The sequence below is a fragment of the Nocardia africana NBRC 100379 genome (assembly GCF_001612635.1).
Lineage (GTDB): Bacteria > Actinomycetota > Actinomycetes > Mycobacteriales > Mycobacteriaceae > Nocardia > Nocardia africana.
This window is the reverse complement of sequence record NZ_BDAV01000005.1, coordinates 181704-201278: the sequence shown is the minus strand read 5'-3', so window position 1 is coordinate 201278 and position 19575 is coordinate 181704. Positions and strand designations below refer to the sequence as shown.

Here is a 19575-nt window from a genome sequence, read left to right as displayed (position 1 = left end):
GCTGTAATGACCGACACCGCAACGATTTCCGAAACCACCGCACCCGCCGCGATCCGGCCGTCGCTACTGAACCGGCTGATCGTCCGGCCCGAAATCGGCGCCGGTCTGGGCGCGCTGCTGGTGTTCGTCTTCTTCGCCGTGATCACCGACCGGTTCCTCAGCCCCCTCGGCGTGGCCACCTGGCTCGACGACGCCTCCACGCTCGGCATCATGGCCGTCGCGGTCGCGCTGCTGATGATCGGCGGCGAATTCGACCTGTCCGCCGGGGTGATGACCGCGTCGACGGCCTTGGTGACCGCCATGCTCGCGGTGCACGCGGGCTGGAACGTGTGGTTCGCGCTGGCCGTCTCCCTGCTCTTCGCCCTCGTGGTCGGCGCGCTGAACGGGTGGGTGGTGATGCGCACCGGCCTGCCCAGTTTCATCGTCACCCTGGGCACGTTCCTCGCCCTGCAGGGCCTCAACCTCGGCGTGACACGGCTGGTCACGGGGACCGTGCAGGTGTCGGGAATCCGTTCCGCGCCCGGATACGCCTCGGCCGGTTGGGTTTTCGCGGCGACGACGAATCTCGGTGAGGCTCGCATCCAAGCCTCGGTGCTGTGGTGGATCGCCGTCACCGCGGTGGCGACGGTGGTGCTGCTGCGCACCCGCTTCGGCAACTGGATCTACGCGGTCGGCGGTTCGCTGCCCAGCGCGCGAGCCGTCGGCGTACCGGCGGCGCGGACCAAGATTCTGCTGTTCATGGGCACCGCGGTCGCGGGCTGGATCGTCGGCTCCTGCAATCTGCTGCGGTTCGCGAGTGTGCAGGCCAACCAGGGCGTGGGTCTGGAGTTTCAGTACATTATCGCCGCGGTCGTCGGCGGTTGCCTGCTCACCGGCGGATTCGGATCGGTGCTGGGCGCGGCCATCGGCGCGCTGATCTTCGGCATGGCCCGGCAGGGAATCGTATTCGCACGCTGGGACAGCGACTGGTTCATGCTCTTCCTCGGAGTACTGCTGCTTGCCGCGGTACTGGTCAACAACGCCTTCGCCAAGCGCGCGGAAAGGTTGCGCCGATGACCCCTCAGCAGACGCCGGCGCCGACCACCGCCCCGCTGATCGAGACGGTGAACATCGGGAAGAGTTATGGCGGCGTCGTCGCCCTCGCCGACATCTCGATGGTCGTGCGGGCCGGGGAGGTCACCTGTGTACTCGGCGACAACGGCGCCGGGAAGTCGACCCTTATCAAAGTTCTCGCCGGTGTGCACCGCCACGATGCCGGTGACCTGCGCATCGAGGGCGAGCCGACCCGGTTCTCCTCGCCGCGCGAGGCATTGGACCGCGGTATCGCCACCGTCTACCAGGACCTGGCCGTCGTGCCGTTGATGAGTGTGTGGCGCAATTTCGTCCTCGGCTCGGAACCGACCAGGGGCGTCGGACCGCTTCGCCTGCTGGACCGTGCGACCGCGCGCGAGGTCACGCGGGCGGCGTTGTCGGACATGGGAATCGAGATTCGCGATCTGGAACAGCCGGTCGGCACGCTCTCGGGCGGGCAGCGACAATGTGTGGCGATCGCCCGCGCGGTCCACTACGGCGCGAAGGTCCTCATCCTCGACGAACCGACCGCCGCGCTCGGCGTCAAACAGTCCGGCGTGGTGCTGCGCTATGTCGCGCAGGCCCGCGATCGCGGGCTCGGAGTCGTGCTGATCACGCACAATCCGCATCACGCCTATCCCGTCGGCGACCGATTCCTGCTGCTGCGGCGCGGCCGCGCACTCGGCGCTTACGACAAGTCGCAGATCGACCTTCCCGAGCTGACCCGGCAGATGGCCGGCGGCGCGGAACTGGAAGCGCTGCAACATGAATTGCGTCGTCCGCTGCCGGAGTGAGTGGCGGTGTGCGGCGGCCGCCGGCGCTGGACTGTCGGTGGGGGGCCGGTTACCCTCTGCCTGGCCCGACGTCGAGAAGTAAGTGAGAAGCGTAGTTGCACGGCACGGTGAAGTGGTTCGACAGTGAGAAAGGCTTCGGTTTCATAATCCCGGATGGTGGCGGAGCCGACGTTTTCGTCGAATACACCGAGGTTCACGGCGACGGTTTCCGGCGATTGGTCCAGGGCCAGCGCGTCGAGTTCGACGTTCGCCATACCAAGGCCGGACCGGAAGCCAAGGGCGTCCGAATCGAGCCGATGCGCCGACTGTGGCCGGACGCACACGAACTGTGACCTGTCGGGCAGATCACTTTTCCAGAAATCGGGTTAACGCGCCTTTGAGGGCCCTCGATATGTTGATCGTCAGTTTGTACGACTGAATTGAAACAACGAAGAGGTATTTATGATCCCCGTTATCATCGACACCGGTAGCGCTGCTGTGAACGGCCTGTTCGACACCCTGGGTGCCGCCTTCCACGGCCTGGTCAACACCCTGTGGACCGGCTCTTTCGGTGGCTGATCACTGATTTCGGTCGCATGACGCGACCTCGGGTCGACCCCGGACCGCGGTGTCCGGGGTCGACCCATTTCTGCGGCCGGACGGCCGCGCACATGATTCCCGCCGCCCGTCGCGGCGCACCGGGCGCGGCCGGGCCGCGCTATCACGGGACAATCACAGCGCACGCCGATCGAAAAGCGATATTTTCGCTCCGGGCGCGGTATCCCCCGTCTCGGGTGGCTGCTGTGGTGGCGCGAGATCGCGGTCCGTGGCAGGCTGGAACATCGAGAACGGGCCGACCGTGAAGTTGGTCGGCTCGGCTCGTCTACAGAAGGTATGAAATGGCGCAAGGCGTAGTGAAGTGGTTCAACAGCGAGAAGGGCTTCGGGTTCATCGCTCAGGATGACGGTGGTCCCGATGTGTTCGTGCACTACTCGGCTGTGAGCGGTAGTGGATTCCGGTCCCTCGACGAGGGGCAGCGCGTGGAGTTCGAGATCGGGCAGGGCCAGAAGGGCCCGCAGGCTCAGAACGTCAGCGTTATCTGATCGAGTCCGCTGACTGCGCGCCACTTTACGTAGCGTGAACTGTCCGCGACTTACAGTGGGGCCCCGCATCTTTCGAGATGCGGGGCTCTTCCGCGTCCGGGGCCGGATGCGCCACGGCCGCGGCTCGGCGGCGGTGTGAGGGCGGCTGCCTACCGGGCGGTACACCGGCGCCGGAGCGCGACCATTAAGCTGGTCCGCGGTAAATGCCGACCTCTTTCCCCAGGAGTGCCCCACAGTGAGCCAAAATGGCCGTCCTGTTGTTCTGATCGCCGACAAGCTCGCCCAGTCGACCGTCGACGCGCTCGGTGACGGTGTCGAGGTTCGCTGGGTCGACGGCCCCAATCGACCCGAGCTGCTGGCCGCCGTGCCCGAGGCCGACGCGCTGCTGGTCCGTTCGGCCACCACCGTCGACGCCGAGGTGCTCGAGGCCGGTAAGAACCTCAAGATCGTCGCCCGCGCCGGTGTCGGCCTCGACAACGTCGACGTGCCCGCGGCCACCGAGCGCGGTGTCATGGTCGTCAACGCGCCGACCTCCAACATCCACACCGCCGCCGAGCACGCCGTCACCCTGCTGCTGGCCGCCGCCCGCCAGATCCCGGCCGCCGACGCCACCCTGCGCGAGCACACCTGGCAGCGCAGCAAGTTCAACGGTGTCGAGATCTTCGGCAAGACCGTCGGCGTCATCGGCCTCGGCCGCATCGGCCAGCTGTTCGCGCAGCGCCTCGCCGCCTTCGAGACCAAGGTCATCGCGTACGACCCCTACACCTCCCCGGCCCGCGCCGCCCAGCTGGGCATCGAGCTGCTGAGCCTGGACGAGGTGCTCGAGCGCGCCGACTTCATCTCCATTCACCTGCCCAAGACCCCCGAGACCAAGGGCATGCTGAACAAGGAGACCCTGGCCAAGACCAAGAAGGGCGTCATCATCGTCAACGCCGCCCGCGGCGGTCTGATCGACGAGCAGGCGCTGGCCGACGCCATCACCTCCGGCCACGTGCGCGCGGCCGGCATCGACGTGTTCGAGACCGAGCCGTCGACCGACAGCCCGCTGTTCGAGCTGCCGCAGGTCGTCGTCACCCCGCACCTGGGCGCTTCCACCGCCGAGGCCCAGGACCGGGCCGGAACCGATGTCGCCAAGTCGGTGCAGCTGGCCCTCGCCGGTGAGTTCGTGCCCGGCGCGGTGAACGTCGCCGGTGGTGCGGTCAGCGAGATCGTCGCCCCCTGGCTGGACATCGTCCGCAAGCAGGGTGTGCTGCTGGGCGCTCTCGCCGACGAGCTGCCGGTCTCCCTCGAGATCCAGGTGCGCGGCGAGCTGTCCTCGGAAGAGGTTGCGGTGCTGGAACTTTCGGCCCTGCGCGGCGTGTTCTCCGCGCACATCGAGGATGCGGTCACCTTCGTCAACGCCCCGTCGCTGGCCGAGGAGCGGGGCCTCGAGGCGTCCGTCACGACCCACACCGAGAGCCCGACCCACCGCAGCCTGGTCGACCTGCGCGCCGTCTTCGGTGACGGCCGCACCCTGAACGTCGCCGGCACCCTGACCGAGCCCGCTCAGGTCGAGAAGATCGTCAACATCAACGGCCGCAACTACGACATGCGTGCCGAGGGCCTCAACCTGGCGATCCTCAACTACGACGACCGTCCGGGCGCCCTGGGCAAGATCGGCACCAAGCTGGGCGAGGCGGCCATCGACATCAAGGCCGCTCAGCTGAGCCAGGACATCGACAAGGAAGGCGCGACGGTCATTCTGCGCGTCGAGGAGTCCGTCCCGGCCGAGGTGCAGTCCTCGATCGCCGAGGCCGTGGGCGCCGCGAAGGTCGTTCAGGTCGACCTCAGCTGATTTCGGCGGGCCGTAACCGGCTCGACCGCAACGCGTGACAGTGCGCGCGAATCCAACCGCGATGGTGCGGAACCGGATTCGCGCGCATTGTGCGTTTCGGGAGACGTCGCGTACCAGTGGGACCAGGGGAACGAGCAGGGCGGCGGGAGCAGTAGCGACACCGGACGCCGTTGTTCCGCGCCCGCATCGACGGTGCACGAACGCGGCGGTTCGGAAGAATCGAGGCTTTCGCAGGACTCGCGGCACCGGCCGCGATCGCGGGACCGTCCCCGATCTCACTCATTGGGAGCGGCTTGCCCTGGTTATCGGGGTGATCCGGGGGACCGATAGTGTGGCGGTGTCGGCGATCCGGCCGGGCGCAACGCCGCCGATCGACCGCCCTTGGCTGATTCGGCCGCATACGCGTTGCGAGCCGCGAGCAGGAACGAACGGAGCGTTGTCATATGAAGCTGGCTGTCATCGCCGGTGACGGTATCGGGCCCGAGGTCATCGCCGAGGCGCTCAAGGTACTCGATGTGGTCGTGCCCGGGGTCGAGAAGACCGAGTACGACCTGGGCGCCAAGCGCTACCACGCGACCGGCGAGGTGCTGCCGGACTCGGTGCTGCCGGAGCTGAAGCAGCACGACGCCATCCTGCTGGGCGCGATCGGCGATCCGTCGGTCCCCAGCGGCCTGCTCGAGCGCGGTCTGCTGCTGCACACCCGCTTCGCGCTCGACCACCACGTGAACCTGCGTCCGTCGAAGCTGTACCCGGGCGTCACCAGCCCGCTGTCCGGCGACCCGGAGATCGACTTCGTCGTCGTGCGCGAGGGCACCGAGGGCCCGTACACCGGTACCGGCGGCGCGATCCGCGTGAACACCCCGCACGAGGTGGCCACCGAGGTCTCCACCAACACCCGCTTCGGCATCGAGCGGGTGGTGCGCTACGCCTTCGACAAGGCTCAGCAGCGCCGCAAGCACCTGACGCTGGTGCACAAGACCAACGTGCTGAGCTTCGCCGGTTCGCTGTGGCAGCGCACCGTCACCGAGGTCGGCGCGGAGTACCCCGAGGTCGAGGTCGCCTACCAGCACATCGACGCCGCGACCATCCACATGGTCAACGATCCGGGCCGCTTCGACGTGATCGTCACCGACAACCTGTTCGGCGACATCATCACCGACCTCGCCGCGGCGGTGTCCGGTGGTATCGGCCTGGCCGCCTCGGGCAACATCGACGCCTCGGGTACCAACCCGAGCATGTTCGAGCCGGTCCACGGCAGCGCCCCCGATATCGCCGGCCAGTCCAAGGCCGACCCGACCGCCGCCATCCTCTCGGTCTCGCTGCTGCTGAACCACCTCGGCCGGTCCGAGGAAGCCGCCCGCATCGAAGCCGCGGTGGCCAAGGACCTCGCCGCCCGCACCGGTACCGCCTCCACGGTCGAAATCGGTGACCGCATCGCCGCGTCGATCTGAGTTTGCCCAGCCGATCCCCCTGTCGCGTAAAGAGTTGCGCGACAGGGGGATTGTCGCGTGTGCGGCTCCGACACGATGCGTTCGGATGCGCGCCACGAGTTCTTCGCGGCGCTGGTTGCTGTCGCACCGGGTGCGCAAAGTCCGCGAGTACGCGGCACTCGGGATCCCACAGTATTGGATCATCGAGCATCAGCCACATATCCGAATTCATCGTTCCGTGCTCGGCGACGACGGCTACCGATGGGAGCCGACGGTCGGCGAGGGAAGCCGGGCGCGGATATCGAGGCAGACAAGGTTTTTCCGGTCGAGTTCGATCCAGCTGCGCTGATCGAGATGTGATTGTGTCGCCCGCACAAGGTCGGGCGTCGATCGAGAACGATTCGACCTTGTCGTTCCCGAGTCGCCTGTCGGCATTGTCCGGCGAAGTTCAGGTTGTAAGTACAACTTCGAAAGCTGTTCGCGGCGTAGGGTTTCCCCACGGTCGCGCTCCGTACTGTGACGGAAAGGGGTGCGGGCGTGGGGAACCCGGGCGTCAGCGGTTGCGGGCGATCGGCACCAAGGGGACGGCGGCCGCGGCGATGATCGCGGCGACCAGATAGGTCGCCGGGAACCCTGCGGCGGTGATGAGAGCGCCGAAAATCGGTGCGACAGCGGCGGATGCCAGGTTCTGGCCGGTGTTCTGGATGCCCAGGCCGCGGCCGCTCCAGTACGGACCGGCGATCTCGGCGACGGCGGTGAAGGCCAGGCCGTTGTCCGCCACGGTGATCATCGACGCGGCGAACAGGATCGGGATCGCCGCCCACCACCAGTGCAGCCAGGCCGTGCCGGCCAGGGCGGCCATCGAGACCACAGCCGCGATCGCCACGGTGTGCAACGGACGCAGGCGGCTGCCGACGCGGTCGGACCAGACACCGGCGCCGATGCGCCCGGCAGCGCCCAGGATCTGGGTCGCGGTGACGATCGCCCCGGCCACCGGCAGCGATAGCCCGGCATCGCGATGCAGCCACAGCAGCGCGAACGTCCACAGGGTGGCCTGCGGGATCACCAGCAGCACCGATACCGCGTGGATACGCCACAGCGTGGAATCGCCCCGATACGGGTTGTCCGGATGCGCGCCGTTGCTCGCGGGACGGGGCGGGTCGACGATCCCGATCAGGCAGCCGATCGCCGCGACGCCCGCCATCGCCGCCGGCACCAGGATCGCCGTGGAAAACCCGTGTGCGGCAGCGACAGCCGGTATCGACATCGCCGCGATAGCGACACCCAGGGGCTGCGCGGTCTGGCGGATGCCCATCGCGAGCCCGCGCTGATCGACCGGGAACCAGCCGACGATCACCCGTCCGCTCGCGCCGTTGGTACTGGCGGCGCCCATACCGGCCAGGAACAGCAGCACGCCCAGGATGCCGGAGTTCGTCACCGTCGCAGCAGCCACACCTGCCACACACATCACGACCGGACCGGCGACCAGGACGGTGCGCTCGCCCACCCGGTCGACGATGTATCCCCAGGCGATCAGCGTGCAGACCAGGCCGACCGTCGGCATCGCGACCAGCAGACCCGCTGTGGCCAAGGGCATTCCGCGATCGGTCAGCGCCGGCAACAGGAACGGGGTGCCGTGCACGATGACCGCGCTCGAGCACTGCGCGAACACTCCGAGGGCGAGCATCGTCCACCGCCGGGTCGCGCGCACGGGGGTCACGGTGGTCAACGCCCTCACCTCGAATCTCATATTTTGGGATCAGAGTCTTACACTGTGAACAGGCTCCTACCGTACACCCAGGAAGTGCCCGGTCGGCAAGTCGAAATTCGTCACATCCGGCTGTCGCAGACCGGGTGGTCGGCCGCGTTCGGGCAGGTGGATAGACTCTTCGCCATGCGTCTAGGTCGTGTTGCCAGCCCCGATGGGGTCGCGTTCGTGAGTATCGAAACCGACGGTTCCGACGAGATCGCTCGTGAAATCGCCGAGCATCCGTTCGGTACCCCGACATTCACCGGCCGTACTTGGCCGCTGGCCGATGTGCGACTGCTGGCCCCCATCCTGGCCAGCAAGGTGGTGTGCGTCGGCAAGAACTACGCCGCGCATGCCGCGGAGATGGGCGGACCGGCGCCGGAGGATCCCGTGATCTTCTTGAAGCCGAATACCTCCATCGTCGGGCCGAACCTGCCGATCCTCTTGCCGCCCAATTCCTCTCAGGTCGAATACGAGGGGGAGCTGGCGGTGGTGATCGGCCGCCCGTGCAAGGACGTGCCGGCCGCCCGAGCCGCAGACGTCATTCTCGGTTACACCGTCGCCAACGACGTGACCGCGCGTGACCAGCAGCGCCATGACGGGCAGTGGACGCGCGCCAAGGGCTACGACACCTTCTGCCCGCTGGGGCCGTGGATCGAAACCGAACTCGATCCGGGCGATCTCGAGATCACCACCGAACTCGACGGTGAGGTGCGCCAGCGCAGCCGGACTTCACTTCTGCTGCACGACATTCCGACAGTGATCGAGTGGGTCACCAAGGTGATGACATTGCTGCCCGGCGATGTCATCCTCACCGGAACGCCGGAAGGTGTAGGACCGATGACGGATGGGCAAACCGTATCCGTGACGGTTCAGGGCATCGGTACCCTTACCAATCCTGTTGCCGCCAAACGTTGATCGAGAGAAGGACTATGACTGACGTACGGGTCCGATTCTGCCCGTCACCCACCGGCACACCGCATGTCGGCCTGATCCGGACCGCGCTGTTCAACTGGGCGTTCGCTCGCCACCACGGCGGCACCTTCGTCTTCCGTATCGAAGACACCGATGCCGCACGCGATTCCGAGGAGTCGTACCACGCGATTCTGGACGCGCTGCGGTGGCTCGGACTGACCTGGGACGAGGGGCCGGAGGTCGGCGGGCCCTATGGTCCCTACCGTCAGTCGCAGCGGCGTGAGCTTCATCTCGATGTCGTCCAGAGGTTGCTGGCGGCCGGCGAAGCCTATGAATCCTTCTCCACCCCAGACGAAGTCGAGGCGCGTCACCGGGCCGCCGGACGCGATCCGAAGCTCGGTTACGACAACTTCGATCGCGATCTGACCCCCGAGCAGATTGCGGCCTACAAGGCTGAGGGCCGCCCGGCGGTGGTGCGCCTGCGGATGCCCGACAGTGATCTGGTGTGGAACGATCTGGTTCGCGGGGAGATCACTGCCAAGGCTGGGACGGTGCCCGATTTCGCGCTCACCCGCGGCACCGGTGATCCGCTCTATACGCTGGTGAATCCGGTCGATGACGCACTGATGAAAATTACACACGTGTTGCGCGGGGAAGACCTGCTTTCCTCCACTCCGCGACAGCTCGCGTTGTATGCCGCATTGCAGCGGATCGGGGTGGCGGAGTTCACTCCGGAGTTCGGTCATCTGCCCTTCGTGATGGGCCAGGGCAACAAGAAGTTGTCCAAACGTGATCCGGAGTCGAATCTCTTCGCGCACCGGGATCGCGGATTCATTCCTGAAGGTTTGCTGAATTACCTGGCTTTGCTCGGATGGAGCCTCGCCGAGGACCGCGATGTCTTCTCCATGGCGGAGATGGTCGATGCCTTCGAGATATCGAAAGTAAATTCGAATCCGGCCCGCTTCGACCAGAAGAAGGCGGATGCGATCAACGCCGAACACATTCGTTTGCTGGATACCGGGGATTTCGCCCGGAGGTTGCGGGAGTTCCTCACCGCGCAGGGCCACATCGGCGCCGAAGTGGACGATCGAGTTTTCACCGCGGCGGCCGAGTTGGTGCAGACCCGGATCGTGGTTCTCGGTGATGCGTGGGATCTGTTGAAGTTTCTGTTCGTGCCGGCCGAGGAGTTTGCTGTCGACGAGGCCGCGGCGCAAAAAAATCTGGGGCCCGATGCGGTGCCGGTGTTGCAGGCCGCCGTGGCGGCGCTCGACGGTGTTTCCGAATGGACGCCGACCGTGCTCGAGGAGGCGCTGAAAAAGGCTCTGGTGGACGATCTGGGGCTCAAACCGCGTAAGGCCTTCGGTCCGGTGCGGGTGGCGGTCACCGGATCGCACATCAGCCCGCCGCTGTACGAATCGCTGGAACTGCTCGGCCGCGAGCTGACCATGCAGCGATTGCGGGCAGCGCTCGCGTAGGAGCCGCGCCGGCCCCGGATACTCGCCGAATCGGTCATCGAATCGGTCGTTCCGGCGGGCGGTCGCGGCTTCGTGACCGCCCGCCGGGAGTCCGGGGGCCGTATCGGCCCGGAAAATGGGCTCTGACCAGACGATTTGGATAAGTACGGGAGGGGTTTGGTACTCTTCTTCTCGGCCCGGAACGAGGGCCTCGAACCGGCAGGGGAGAGGTCGAAAGCCCAGGTCATTGGGGTATGGTGTAATTGGCAACACAGCTGATTCTGGTTCAGCCATTCTAGGTTCGAGTCCTGGTACCCCAGCGGAGAATGTTGATTCGCTTCGTTCGGTCGAGACGGAACAGCATCCCCGGCGATTTGGTCGCCGGGTCTCGGCCGGTTAAGCTTGCCGAGCCTCCTCGATCGAAAGATCCACGGAGATCTCCCTTCGGGGAAGTCCTCGGCCCCGTCGTCTAGCGGCCTAGGACGCCGCCCTCTCAAGGCGGTAGCGCGGGTTCAAATCCCGTCGGGGCTACATTCGAAAGCCCTCCAGCGCGAGCTGGAGGGCTTTTCTCGTTCCCGGGTTCCCGTTGCGGGAGTGCGGTCAGTCCCGCACCGGCCAGGTCGATCCACCCGGCGGCATAGCGGGCATCCCGAGCTTGCGGTGATCCCAGCTGCGCACCCGTTCCGGCACCACGCGGATCGCGATGCGCTTGTTCAGCATCGCCTCCACCATCGGGCGCAATTCTTCGGTGTAGGGGCCGGTGTAGCGCTCCCAGACGCTGATGCCGACCTTGAACAGTGCCTCCGGGTCCTCCACGATCTCCGCGCGGCCCTCGATCGACACCCCGCGCAGCTGGTCGTAGGTGTCGCCCGCCTCGACCAGGACGGTGACGCGCGGATCGCGCCGCAGATTCACCGCCTTCTGCGACTTGGCCTTCGTCTCGAACCAGATCTCACCGTCGACCAGGCCGTACCACATCGCCGTGAGATGCGGCGTTCCGTTCTTGCCCAGGCTCGCCAGCGTCATGATGCGGCTGCGTTCCAGGAATTCGGTGATCTCCGTCTCGGACATCACGATCTGTGCGCGTTGGTTCACTCCCATGCGGTCACGATACTTTACGGCGTATGGCCGGAATCACAGCTCGTTATCCGGCGATCAGAGTCGCTTGTGCAGGGCATCGGCGGCGGCGACGAGATCGGCGGCCCAGCGCGCGCCCGGGCGCCGGCCCATGCGATCGATCGGACCGGATACCGAGACCGCGGCGATCACCTGAGACGTTCCGTCGCGCACCGGCGCCGAGACGCTGGCCACACCCGCGGACCGTTCCGCGGCGCTCTGTGCCCAGCCCCGGCGGCGGACCTCGGCCAGGGCGCGCTCACCGAAGACCGCATCTGCCAGGACACCCCGCTGCAGTTCCGGATCGGCCCAGGCCAGCAGGACCTTCGCGGCCGATCCGGCGGTCAGCGGCAGGCGGGCGCCGACCGGGACGGTGTCGCGCAGGCCGGAGGTGGGTTCGAGAGCGGCCACGCAGATACGGGAGTGCCCGTCGAGCCGGTAGAGCTGCACGCTCTCGCCGGTGATCTCACGGAGCCGGGGGAGGATGACGGCGGCGGCGTCGAGCAGTGGGTCCTCGGCGGTGGTGGCCAGCTCCGACAGCGCCGGGCCGGGCCGCCAGGAGCCGGCGGCGTCGCGAGCCAGCATGCGATGGGTCTCCAGCCCCACGGCCAGCCGATGCGCGGTGGCGCGGGGCAGTCCGGTGCGGGTGCACAGCTCGTTGAGTCCACACGGTTGTTCGGCCACGGCGTAAAGCACGGCCATGGCTTTGTCGAGCACCCCGATGCCGCTATGCTGTCTCATAGAACGATATTAGCGTCTCGCATAGTGAGATTGGCAAGTTCGTCGAACACCAAAGACGCATACCGGCCGGTGGACCTCGAAAGGACGCCCACCTCCAAGTTTGCGGCCCGCCTCGGTTCTGGACTGACGGAGCGAGGGAGCGCAGCGACTGAGCGGAGGAGGGAAGAACCGAGGCCCAGGGGGCCGCAAACCGCGGCGGCGAAGCCGTCGCAATAGGCACAGAGAGGTGGTTGTCATGGCCGAACGGCCACGCACGCTGGCGGAGAAGGTCTGGGATCAGCATGTCGTCGTACGGGGTGCGGGAGAGGGTGCGCAGCGCGAACCCGATCTCATCTACATCGATCTGCACCTGGTGCACGAGGTAACGAGCCCCCAGGCCTTCGACGGGCTGCGGGCTGCGGGCCGCCCGGTGCGCCGGCCGGATCTGACCATCGCGACCGAGGACCACAATGTGCCCACGGTCGATATCGATAAGCCGATCGCGGATCCGATCTCGCGCACCCAGGTGGAAACCCTGCGGCGCAATTGCGAGGAATTCGGCGTCCGGCTGTATCCGATGGGTGATATCGAACAGGGCATCGTGCACGTGGTCGGCCCGCAGCTGGGTTTGACGCAGCCGGGCATGACCGTGGTGTGTGGTGATTCGCACACCTCGACCCATGGCGCATTCGGCGCGCTGGCGATGGGTATCGGCACCAGCGAGGTCGAACATGTGATGGCGACGCAGACGTTGTCGCTGCGGCCGTTCAAGACCATGGCGATCAATATCGATGGCCAGCTGCCGCCCGGCGTCACGAGCAAGGACGTGATTCTGGCGGTCATCGCCAAGATCGGTACCGGCGGCGGACAGGGCTATGTGCTCGAATACCGCGGCGAGGCCGTGCGCGCCATGTCCATGGAGGCGCGGATGACGATGTGCAACATGTCCATCGAGGCCGGCGCCCGGGCGGGCATGGTGGCTCCCGACGAGGTCACCTACGAATTCCTGAAGGGCCGCGAACACGCCCCCACCGGCGCGGACTGGGATGCGGCGGTGGCCGCCTGGGAGGCGCTGAAGACCGATCCGGACGCCACTTTCGACGCCGAGGTGCACCTGGACGCCGCGTCGTTGACGCCGTTCGTCACCTGGGGCACGAACCCCGGTCAGGGCGCCCCGCTGGGCGACGTGGTGCCGAATCCGGAGGATTTCGCCGACGAAAACGAGCGAGCGGCCGCGGAGAAGGCGCTGACCTACATGGATTTGGAGCCCGGAACTCCGCTTCGTGAGGTGCCCGTGGATACGGTTTTCGTGGGATCGTGCACCAACGGCCGGATCGAGGATTTGCGGGCGGTGGCGGACGTTTTGAGGGGCCGCAAGGTCGCCGACAGCGTGCGGATGTTGATCGTGCCGGGCTCGATGCGGGTGCGTGCCCAGGCCGAATCCGAGGGTTTGGGCGAAATTTTCACCGCGGCGGGCGCGGAATGGCGCCAGGCCGGCTGCTCGATGTGCCTGGGAATGAATCCGGATCAGCTTTCTCCCGGTCAGCGCTGTGCTTCGACGTCGAACCGCAACTTCGAGGGGCGCCAGGGTAAAGGCGGCCGCACGCATCTGGTTTCGCCGCAGGTCGCGGCCGCGACGGCGGTGCGGGGCCGGTTGTCGGCGCCTGCGGATCTGAACTGACCGGCCGGAATTCACCTCAGGACTACAGGAGCAACTATGGAACCGTTCAAGGTGCACAAGGGGATCGGCGTGCCGTTGCGCCGGTCGAATGTCGATACCGATCAGATCATCCCGGCGGTCTATCTGAAACGGGTGACCCGAACGGGATTCGAGGACGGTCTGTTCGCCGCCTGGCGTTCGGATCCGGGCTTCATTTTGAACACCACCCCCTTCGACCGGGGAAGTGTGTTGGTCGCGGGACCGGATTTCGGTACGGGATCGTCGCGAGAGCATGCGGTTTGGGCATTGATGGACTACGGCTTCCGGGTGGTGATCTCTTCCCGCTTCGCCGACATCTTCCGGGGCAACGCCGGTAAGGGCGGCTTGGTGGCCGCGCAGATGTCACAACATGATGTCGAATTGCTCTGGAAGTTGATCGAAGAACATCCCGGCCTGGAATTGATCGTCGATCTCGAGGCGCGCACTGTGGCCGCTGGAACCACCGTGTTGCCCTTCGATATTGACGACTACACCCGGTGGCGGCTGCTGGAAGGTCTCGACGACATCGGACTGACTCTTCGGCAGGAAGAGGCCATCGAGCAGTTCGAAAAGGCAAGGCCGTCTTGGAAACCGACCACCATTCCAGCGGCTATTTCACGGGACTGAACAGTCTCGAGTGTTAGCTGAGGGCAACCAATCGAGGTTGCTGCGCGTGTGCCACGCCACATGAAATTTGGCGTGGCACATAGACTCTTGCCCATTCAGGGTTTACCGTGGTACCTAGTCGGTCCGACGACGGGCCATTAGTCTGCGGAGGATTCAATGAACAAGGCGGAACTGATCGATGTTCTGACCGAGAAGTTGGGTACTGACAGGCGCACGGCCACTGCGGCAGTCGAGCACATTGTCGACACGATCGTGCGTGCGGTGAACAAGGGTCAGAGCGTCACAATCACCGGATTCGGTGTATTCGAACAGCGCAAGCGGGCGGCACGGGTGGCGCGTAATCCCCGAACCGGCGAGACGGTGAAGGTGAAGCCCACTTCGGTGCCCGCGTTCCGCCCGGGTGCGCAGTTCAAGGCGATCATCTCGGGCAAGCAGAAGATCGCGGCGGCCGGTCCGGCCGTGAAACGCGGTGTGGCAGCGCCGGTGTCGGGTGCGGCGAAGAAGACCGCCGCCAAGAAGACCACGGCCAAGAAGACCGCCGCGAAGAAGACCACGGCGAAGAAGGCGGCCCCGGCCAAGAAGACGACCGCCAAGAAGACGGCCGCGAAGGCGCCTGCGAAGAAGGCGACCGTGGCGAAGAAGACGACCGCGGCCAAGAAGGCTCCGGCCAAGAAGACCACGGCCGCCAAGGCGACGACAGCCAAGAAGACCGCGGCGAAGAAGACGACCGCGGCCAAGACCGCGGCCAAGAAGGCACCCGCCAAGAAGACCGCTGCCAAGCGCACGGCAACCAAGCGCACCACGCGGCGATAGCGAGTGACGCGACGCCGATGACCCCGGTCCTTTCGGTCCGGGGTCATTGCGTTTTCGGTTCGATGCGTTTCCGGGCTCGTCCGTGTTTTCCCGGATTCAGTGGGTACGCAGGGACCGATCGAGATGATCGGCGGCGACCAGCCGTCCGTCGGCGACCGACAGCACCCACACGCTGCCCTTGCGGTTCCGGGCCGGCGGCAGGGTGAGGCCGTCGTCGTCGGCCCAGCGTTGCAGCAGATCCGGAATGACCTTGCCCTGACTGCACACGAGCGGAACGACGTCGGAGGAGACCAGTTCCCGCAGCCGAGCCACACCGGCCTCCGGTGCTGCGGCATAACCGCTTTCCGACAGCAGCGGCTCGCGGGCGATGTCGAGGCCGAGGACCTCGGCGACCGGCGCGACGGTCTGCACACAACGCAGCGGAGGCGCCGAGTACACCGCTCCGGGCCCGAAGGCGAGCAGATTCGGCGTCAGCACCTCGACCTGTGCGCGACCGGCCTTTTCCAGTGGCCGTTCGTCGTCGGGACCGGTGAATCGGTCGCGGCGGCCCGCTTTCGCATGCCGCACCAGCACCAGGGTCGCGGTATCGGGCGGCAGACGCAGGAAATTGCGGATGATTCGGCGATCCATCGGGTAGGAGAGTTGGTCCATCACCCGGTCCACCCGGTGCCACCGCAACTGGTCGACTTCGGAATTGGTGACGAACTCGCCGGCGACGGGTGTGGCCGCCCAATAGTCCACTCGTTTGAGTTTGCGATGTCCGGGTACCGGATATGTGACCCGACCGAGATAGCGTCCCAGACGGCAGTTCAGGCCGGTTTCTTCGGCCACTTCGCGCTCGGCCGCGACCATTGCGGTTTCGCCCGGGTCGAGCTTTCCCTTGGGCAGCGACCAATCGTCGTATTTCGGCCGGTGGACGAGGGCCACCTCGACCGGACCGCCGTCGCGGGGCCGCCGCCACACCACCGCGCCGGCGGCGATGATGTTGGCGGTCACCCGCGGATCCGAGATCGTGTCGCCCGAGCTGCCGTCATCTGTACCCGTCTCGCCGTCGCTGATCGATCCGCCGGTGTCGCCGAGGCGATCGAGGGCGGTGTCGCCGTCTTCCGGGGACCGATCGAAATCTCGTGTGGCCGAGGATTTCACTGCTGGTTCGGCCTCCGCAGTCGCATGAGAAACTCCTGATGGTCGCGCACCTGCACGCCGCGGCTGTCGGCGTCGGGGCTCGGCTGGGCCGCCCAGCTGCCGTCGGGCTGCAGCACCCAGCATCGGGTCGCGGGATCGAGGGCGGAATCGAAGACCACCGCCAGCCGCTCGCGCAGCTTCGGATCCTTCACCTGCGCCATGACCTCCACGCGCCGGTCGAGATTGCGGTGCATCATGTCGGCGCTGCCGATCCAGTACTCGTCCTGGGCCTGGAAATGCATGATGCGCGAATGTTCCAGGAACCGGCCGAGAATCGAGCGCACCTCGATGTTGTCGCTCATCCCGGGCACACCCGGCCGCAGCCCGCAGATGCCACGCACCACGATCTGCACCGGCACGCCGGCCTGGGACGCGCGGTAGAGCGCGTCGATGATCTGCTCGTCGACGATGGCGTTGGCCTTGAGGCGAATACGGGCCGGCACGCCCTGGGCGGCCAGTTCGGTCTCGCGCCGGATCCGCTCCACGATGCCCGAGCGCACGCTGCTCGGCGCGACCAACAGGTTGCGGTAGTTGGCCTTTCGCGAATAGCCGGTCAGCGAGTTGAACAGGTCGGTGAGGTCGGCGCCGATCTCCGGTGCGGCGGTGAGGAGTCCGACGTCCTCGTAGAGCCGTGCGGTCTTCGGGTTGTAGTTGCCGGTCCCGATATGGCAGTAGCGGCGGATGGTGGCGCCCTCGCGGCGCACTACCAGGCAGGTCTTGCAGTGGGTCTTCAGGCCGATGAGGCCGTACACCACGTGCACGCCCGCCTGCTCCAGCGCGCGCGCCCATTTGATGTTGGCCTGTTCGTCGAAGCGGGCCTTGATCTCGACCAGTGCGACGACCTGCTTACCGGCCTCGGCGGCGTCGATGAGCGCGTTGACGATCGGGGAGTCGCCGGAGGTGCGGTAGAGGGTCTGTTTGATGGCCAGCACCTGCGGATCGGCCGCGGCCTGCTCGATGAAACGCTGGACGCTGGTGGAGAACGAATCGTAGGGGTGGTGCACCAGCACGTCGCCCTCGCGCAGGGCGGCGAAAACGTTTCGCGGCGTTTCTCTTTCACCGAACGCCGGTGGGGTGGCCGGCACGTAGGGCGCGTCCTTGAGCAGCGGCCGGTCGACGCCGTAGACCTGCCACAGGCACGACAGGTCGAGCAGGCCGGGCACCTGGATCACATCGCCCGGGTCGACGTCGAGTTCGCGCAGCAGCAGCTCGAGCATGTGCTCGGTCATATCGTCGGAAACTTCCAGGCGCACCGGCGATCCGAAGCGGCGGCGGGCCAGTTCGCGTTCGAGGGCCTGCAGCAGATCCTCGTCGCGGTCCTCGTCGACCTCGAAGTCGGCGTTGCGGGTGATGCGGAACGAATGGTGTTCCACCACTTCCATTCCCGGGAAGAGCTGATCGAGGTGGGCGGCGATCAGATCTTCCATCGGCAGGAAGGCGGCCAGCCGGGGTACAGCGGTGATGTCGGAATCTCTGCGGGCGCCGGGGGTTTCGTCGAGGGTGCGGCGCACCCGGACGAAGCGGTCGACGTTGTCGGGCACCTTCACGCGGGCGAAATGTTCACCGCCGGTCTCGGAATCCTTCACCGTGACAGCCAGATTCAAACTCAGGCCGCTGATGTAGGGGAAGGGGTGGGCGGGATCGACGGCGAGCGGGGTCAGCACCGGGAACACCTGGTCGAGGAAGTATCCGGACAACCGGCGGCGTTCGTCGTCGTCCAGATCGGCCCAGCCGATGATGGCGATACCCTCGTCGCTCAGGGCCGGCCGCACCTGGTCGAGGAAGACCCGCGCGTGGCGCCCGGCCAGTTCCTGGGTGCGCTCGGCGATGAGAGTCAGCTGTTCGGTGGGGGACAGGCCGTCGGCGGAGCGGACCGAGAGTCCGGCCTCGGCGCGGCGCTTGAGGCCGGCCACTCGCACCATGTAGAACTCGTCGAGATTCGAGGAGAAGATGGCGAGGAATTTGGCGCGTTCCAGCAGCGGTTCCGAGGGGTCCTCGGCGAGGGCCAGCACGCGCGCGTTGAAATCCAGCCAGCTCAGTTCTCGATTGAGGTAGCGATCGGCGGGCAACTGTGCCGCGGCGGCCGTGGTGGGCGGTGGCGTGGCCGCCGGCGGGGCCGCCGGTAGCCGGGGCTGTTGCGGGACGGTCTCCGTTTCGCTCACGCTCACGATCATTCCTTACGGCTCGGGTGGTGTCGCGCTCGACACCACCGTTGTGCGGCCCCTCGTAGAGGCCTGGCGATCATCTAGCACACGTGTGACGGTGCGGCACACCTCCGAGTGAGGTTCTCGTGAACATCGACCGGCCAGCCGATGTCGCGCAACAACGCCGCCGTGGCCGTGCCGACCCCGAGCGACAGCGCGCGGTCGAGATCCTCGGCGGTGTCGACGTCCAGTCGCAGCCCGGGCCAGTGCCCGCCCACGTCGACCGCACCCGATTCCCGGTGGCGGCGCGCGGAGTCTGCTCCGAAGCGGGGCATCAGGGGCGTGGAATCGGCCGCGTCGGCGTGGGAGAGCGAATCCGCCGTGTGGGTGTGGCCCGCGGCGCGGACGAGCAGGGCGGCGGTGCCCCGGCCGGTGTGGTCGACGATCACGCTGCGGCCGGTGCCGGGCGCGGCGGCGAGCATCGAGCGCAACTCGTCGGCGTGCACGGCCGGCAGATCGGCCTGCAGCGCAAGCAGATCGACGGCACCGTGGCGTTCGCGCACGGCGGTGGCGGCCGATGCCAATGCGGTGTTCAGGCCGTCGCTGTCCGCGAGGGGCTGCGCGGAATCGGTGAGCGCCGCTGTATCGGCGAGGGCCGTCGTGGACGGATCCGGATGGACCGCCGCACCGAGTTCGCGCACGACGCTCGCCACGCGCGGATCGGGTGTCACCACCGTGACCGATCCCAGTCCGGCGGCCAGGGCCGCGGCGACCGTATCCGACAGCATGGCCAGCACCAGCCGCGAGCGTTCGCCGGCCGGCAATCGGTCGGCGAGTCGGCTCTTGGCTCGGTCGAGGTGCTTGACCGCGATCACGGCGTGGACGGCATCCGGACGCATGTGTTCATCGTCGCACGTTCCGAGGGGCCGCAGCCTGCGAGC

17 protein-coding genes and 2 tRNA genes are annotated in these 19575 nt (G+C 66.8%); 13 read left to right on the top strand and 6 right to left on the bottom strand.

The window, feature by feature from the left end:
- Positions 1 to 6 precede the first annotated feature (6 nt).
- From NA3_RS06115 to NA3_RS06090, 6 genes are all read left to right on the top strand, one after another.
- Positions 7 to 1056 (top strand): ABC transporter permease, encoded by a 1050-nt coding sequence (locus tag NA3_RS06115; RefSeq protein WP_062962552.1) that lies wholly within the window; start codon positions 7 to 9, stop codon positions 1054 to 1056.
- On the top strand, positions 1053 to 1865 hold the full coding sequence (locus NA3_RS06110) for an ATP-binding cassette domain-containing protein (protein WP_062962551.1): 813 nt from the start codon (positions 1053 to 1055) through the stop codon (positions 1863 to 1865). The genes NA3_RS06115 and NA3_RS06110 overlap by 4 nt, the downstream gene beginning before the upstream one ends.
- Before the next feature lie 95 nt (positions 1866 to 1960).
- Positions 1961 to 2197, top strand: coding sequence for a cold shock domain-containing protein (locus NA3_RS06105; protein WP_062962550.1), 237 nt, complete (start codon positions 1961 to 1963; stop codon positions 2195 to 2197).
- A gap of 546 nt (positions 2198 to 2743) precedes the next feature.
- Positions 2744 to 2947, top strand: a complete 204-nt coding sequence (locus tag NA3_RS06100) for a cold-shock protein (protein WP_025351824.1) — start codon at positions 2744 to 2746, stop codon at positions 2945 to 2947.
- Positions 2948 to 3182: 235 nt separating this feature from the next.
- The gene (serA, locus tag NA3_RS06095) at positions 3183 to 4781 is read left to right on the top strand and encodes a phosphoglycerate dehydrogenase (protein WP_062962549.1); all 1599 of its coding nucleotides are present in this window, start codon (positions 3183 to 3185) and stop codon (positions 4779 to 4781) included.
- A 443-nt stretch (positions 4782 to 5224) separates the two neighbouring features.
- The gene (locus tag NA3_RS06090) at positions 5225 to 6232 is read left to right on the top strand and encodes a 3-isopropylmalate dehydrogenase (RefSeq protein ID WP_062962548.1); all 1008 of its coding nucleotides are present in this window, start codon (positions 5225 to 5227) and stop codon (positions 6230 to 6232) included.
- Positions 6233 to 6764: 532 nt separating this feature from the next.
- On the opposite strand, the gene NA3_RS06085 is transcribed toward NA3_RS06090, so the two are convergent.
- Positions 6765 to 7940, bottom strand: a complete 1176-nt coding sequence (locus NA3_RS06085; RefSeq protein WP_128145370.1) for an MFS transporter — start codon at positions 7938 to 7940, stop codon at positions 6765 to 6767.
- A 165-nt stretch (positions 7941 to 8105) separates the two neighbouring features.
- Here NA3_RS06085 and NA3_RS06080 point away from each other — a divergent pair, with 165 nt between their 5' ends.
- The 4 genes from NA3_RS06080 (at position 8106) to NA3_RS06065 (ending at position 10861) form a co-directional block, all read left to right on the top strand.
- Positions 8106 to 8879 (top strand): fumarylacetoacetate hydrolase family protein, encoded by a 774-nt coding sequence (locus NA3_RS06080; protein WP_062962906.1) that lies wholly within the window; start codon positions 8106 to 8108, stop codon positions 8877 to 8879.
- Between the two features lie 14 nt (positions 8880 to 8893).
- A complete protein-coding gene (gltX, locus tag NA3_RS06075; RefSeq protein ID WP_062962546.1) occupies positions 8894 to 10351 on the top strand; it encodes a glutamate--tRNA ligase in 1458 nt (485 codons plus the stop codon).
- Between the two features lie 227 nt (positions 10352 to 10578).
- Positions 10579 to 10650: transfer RNA gene (locus NA3_RS06070), tRNA-Gln, on the top strand.
- Between the two features lie 138 nt (positions 10651 to 10788).
- Positions 10789 to 10861 (top strand) — tRNA-Glu (locus NA3_RS06065).
- 69 nt (positions 10862 to 10930) lie between these two features.
- On the opposite strand, the gene NA3_RS06060 is transcribed toward NA3_RS06065, so the two are convergent.
- Positions 10931 to 11431 (bottom strand): pyridoxamine 5'-phosphate oxidase family protein, encoded by a 501-nt coding sequence (locus NA3_RS06060; protein ID WP_062962545.1) that lies wholly within the window; start codon positions 11429 to 11431, stop codon positions 10931 to 10933.
- Between the two features lie 54 nt (positions 11432 to 11485).
- Positions 11486 to 12187: an IclR family transcriptional regulator gene (locus NA3_RS06055; RefSeq protein ID WP_062962544.1), complete on the bottom strand. Its 702-nt coding sequence runs from the start codon at positions 12185 to 12187 to the stop codon at positions 11486 to 11488.
- Between the two features lie 235 nt (positions 12188 to 12422).
- On the opposite strand from NA3_RS06055, the gene leuC reads away from it, so the two are divergent.
- The 3 genes from leuC (at position 12423) to NA3_RS06040 (ending at position 15305) form a co-directional block, all read left to right on the top strand.
- Positions 12423 to 13847 (top strand): 3-isopropylmalate dehydratase large subunit, encoded by a 1425-nt coding sequence (gene leuC, locus NA3_RS06050; RefSeq protein WP_062962543.1) that lies wholly within the window; start codon positions 12423 to 12425, stop codon positions 13845 to 13847.
- A 36-nt stretch (positions 13848 to 13883) separates the two neighbouring features.
- Complete coding sequence (gene leuD, locus NA3_RS06045) at positions 13884 to 14492, top strand: 3-isopropylmalate dehydratase small subunit (protein WP_062962542.1); 609 nt, start codon at positions 13884 to 13886, stop codon at positions 14490 to 14492.
- A gap of 156 nt (positions 14493 to 14648) precedes the next feature.
- Positions 14649 to 15305 carry an HU family DNA-binding protein gene (locus NA3_RS06040; RefSeq protein ID WP_062962541.1) on the top strand — a complete coding sequence of 219 codons (657 nt, stop codon included), beginning with the start codon at positions 14649 to 14651 and terminating at the stop codon, positions 15303 to 15305.
- Positions 15306 to 15401: 96 nt separating this feature from the next.
- Here NA3_RS06040 and NA3_RS06035 read toward each other — a convergent pair whose 3' ends face one another.
- The 3 genes from NA3_RS06035 to cofC all read right to left on the bottom strand — a co-directional run bounded on the left by NA3_RS06035 (position 15402) and on the right by cofC (position 19533).
- Positions 15402 to 16301: an NUDIX hydrolase gene (locus NA3_RS06035; RefSeq protein ID WP_062962905.1), complete on the bottom strand. Its 900-nt coding sequence runs from the start codon at positions 16299 to 16301 to the stop codon at positions 15402 to 15404.
- Positions 16302 to 16447: 146 nt separating this feature from the next.
- Entirely contained in the window at positions 16448 to 18664 is a 2217-nt protein-coding gene (locus NA3_RS06030) for an RNA degradosome polyphosphate kinase (protein WP_062962540.1), read from the bottom strand.
- A gap of 71 nt (positions 18665 to 18735) precedes the next feature.
- Complete coding sequence (cofC, locus tag NA3_RS06025) at positions 18736 to 19533, bottom strand: 2-phospho-L-lactate guanylyltransferase (RefSeq protein WP_062962539.1); 798 nt, start codon at positions 19531 to 19533, stop codon at positions 18736 to 18738.
- Positions 19534 to 19575 lie beyond the last annotated feature (42 nt).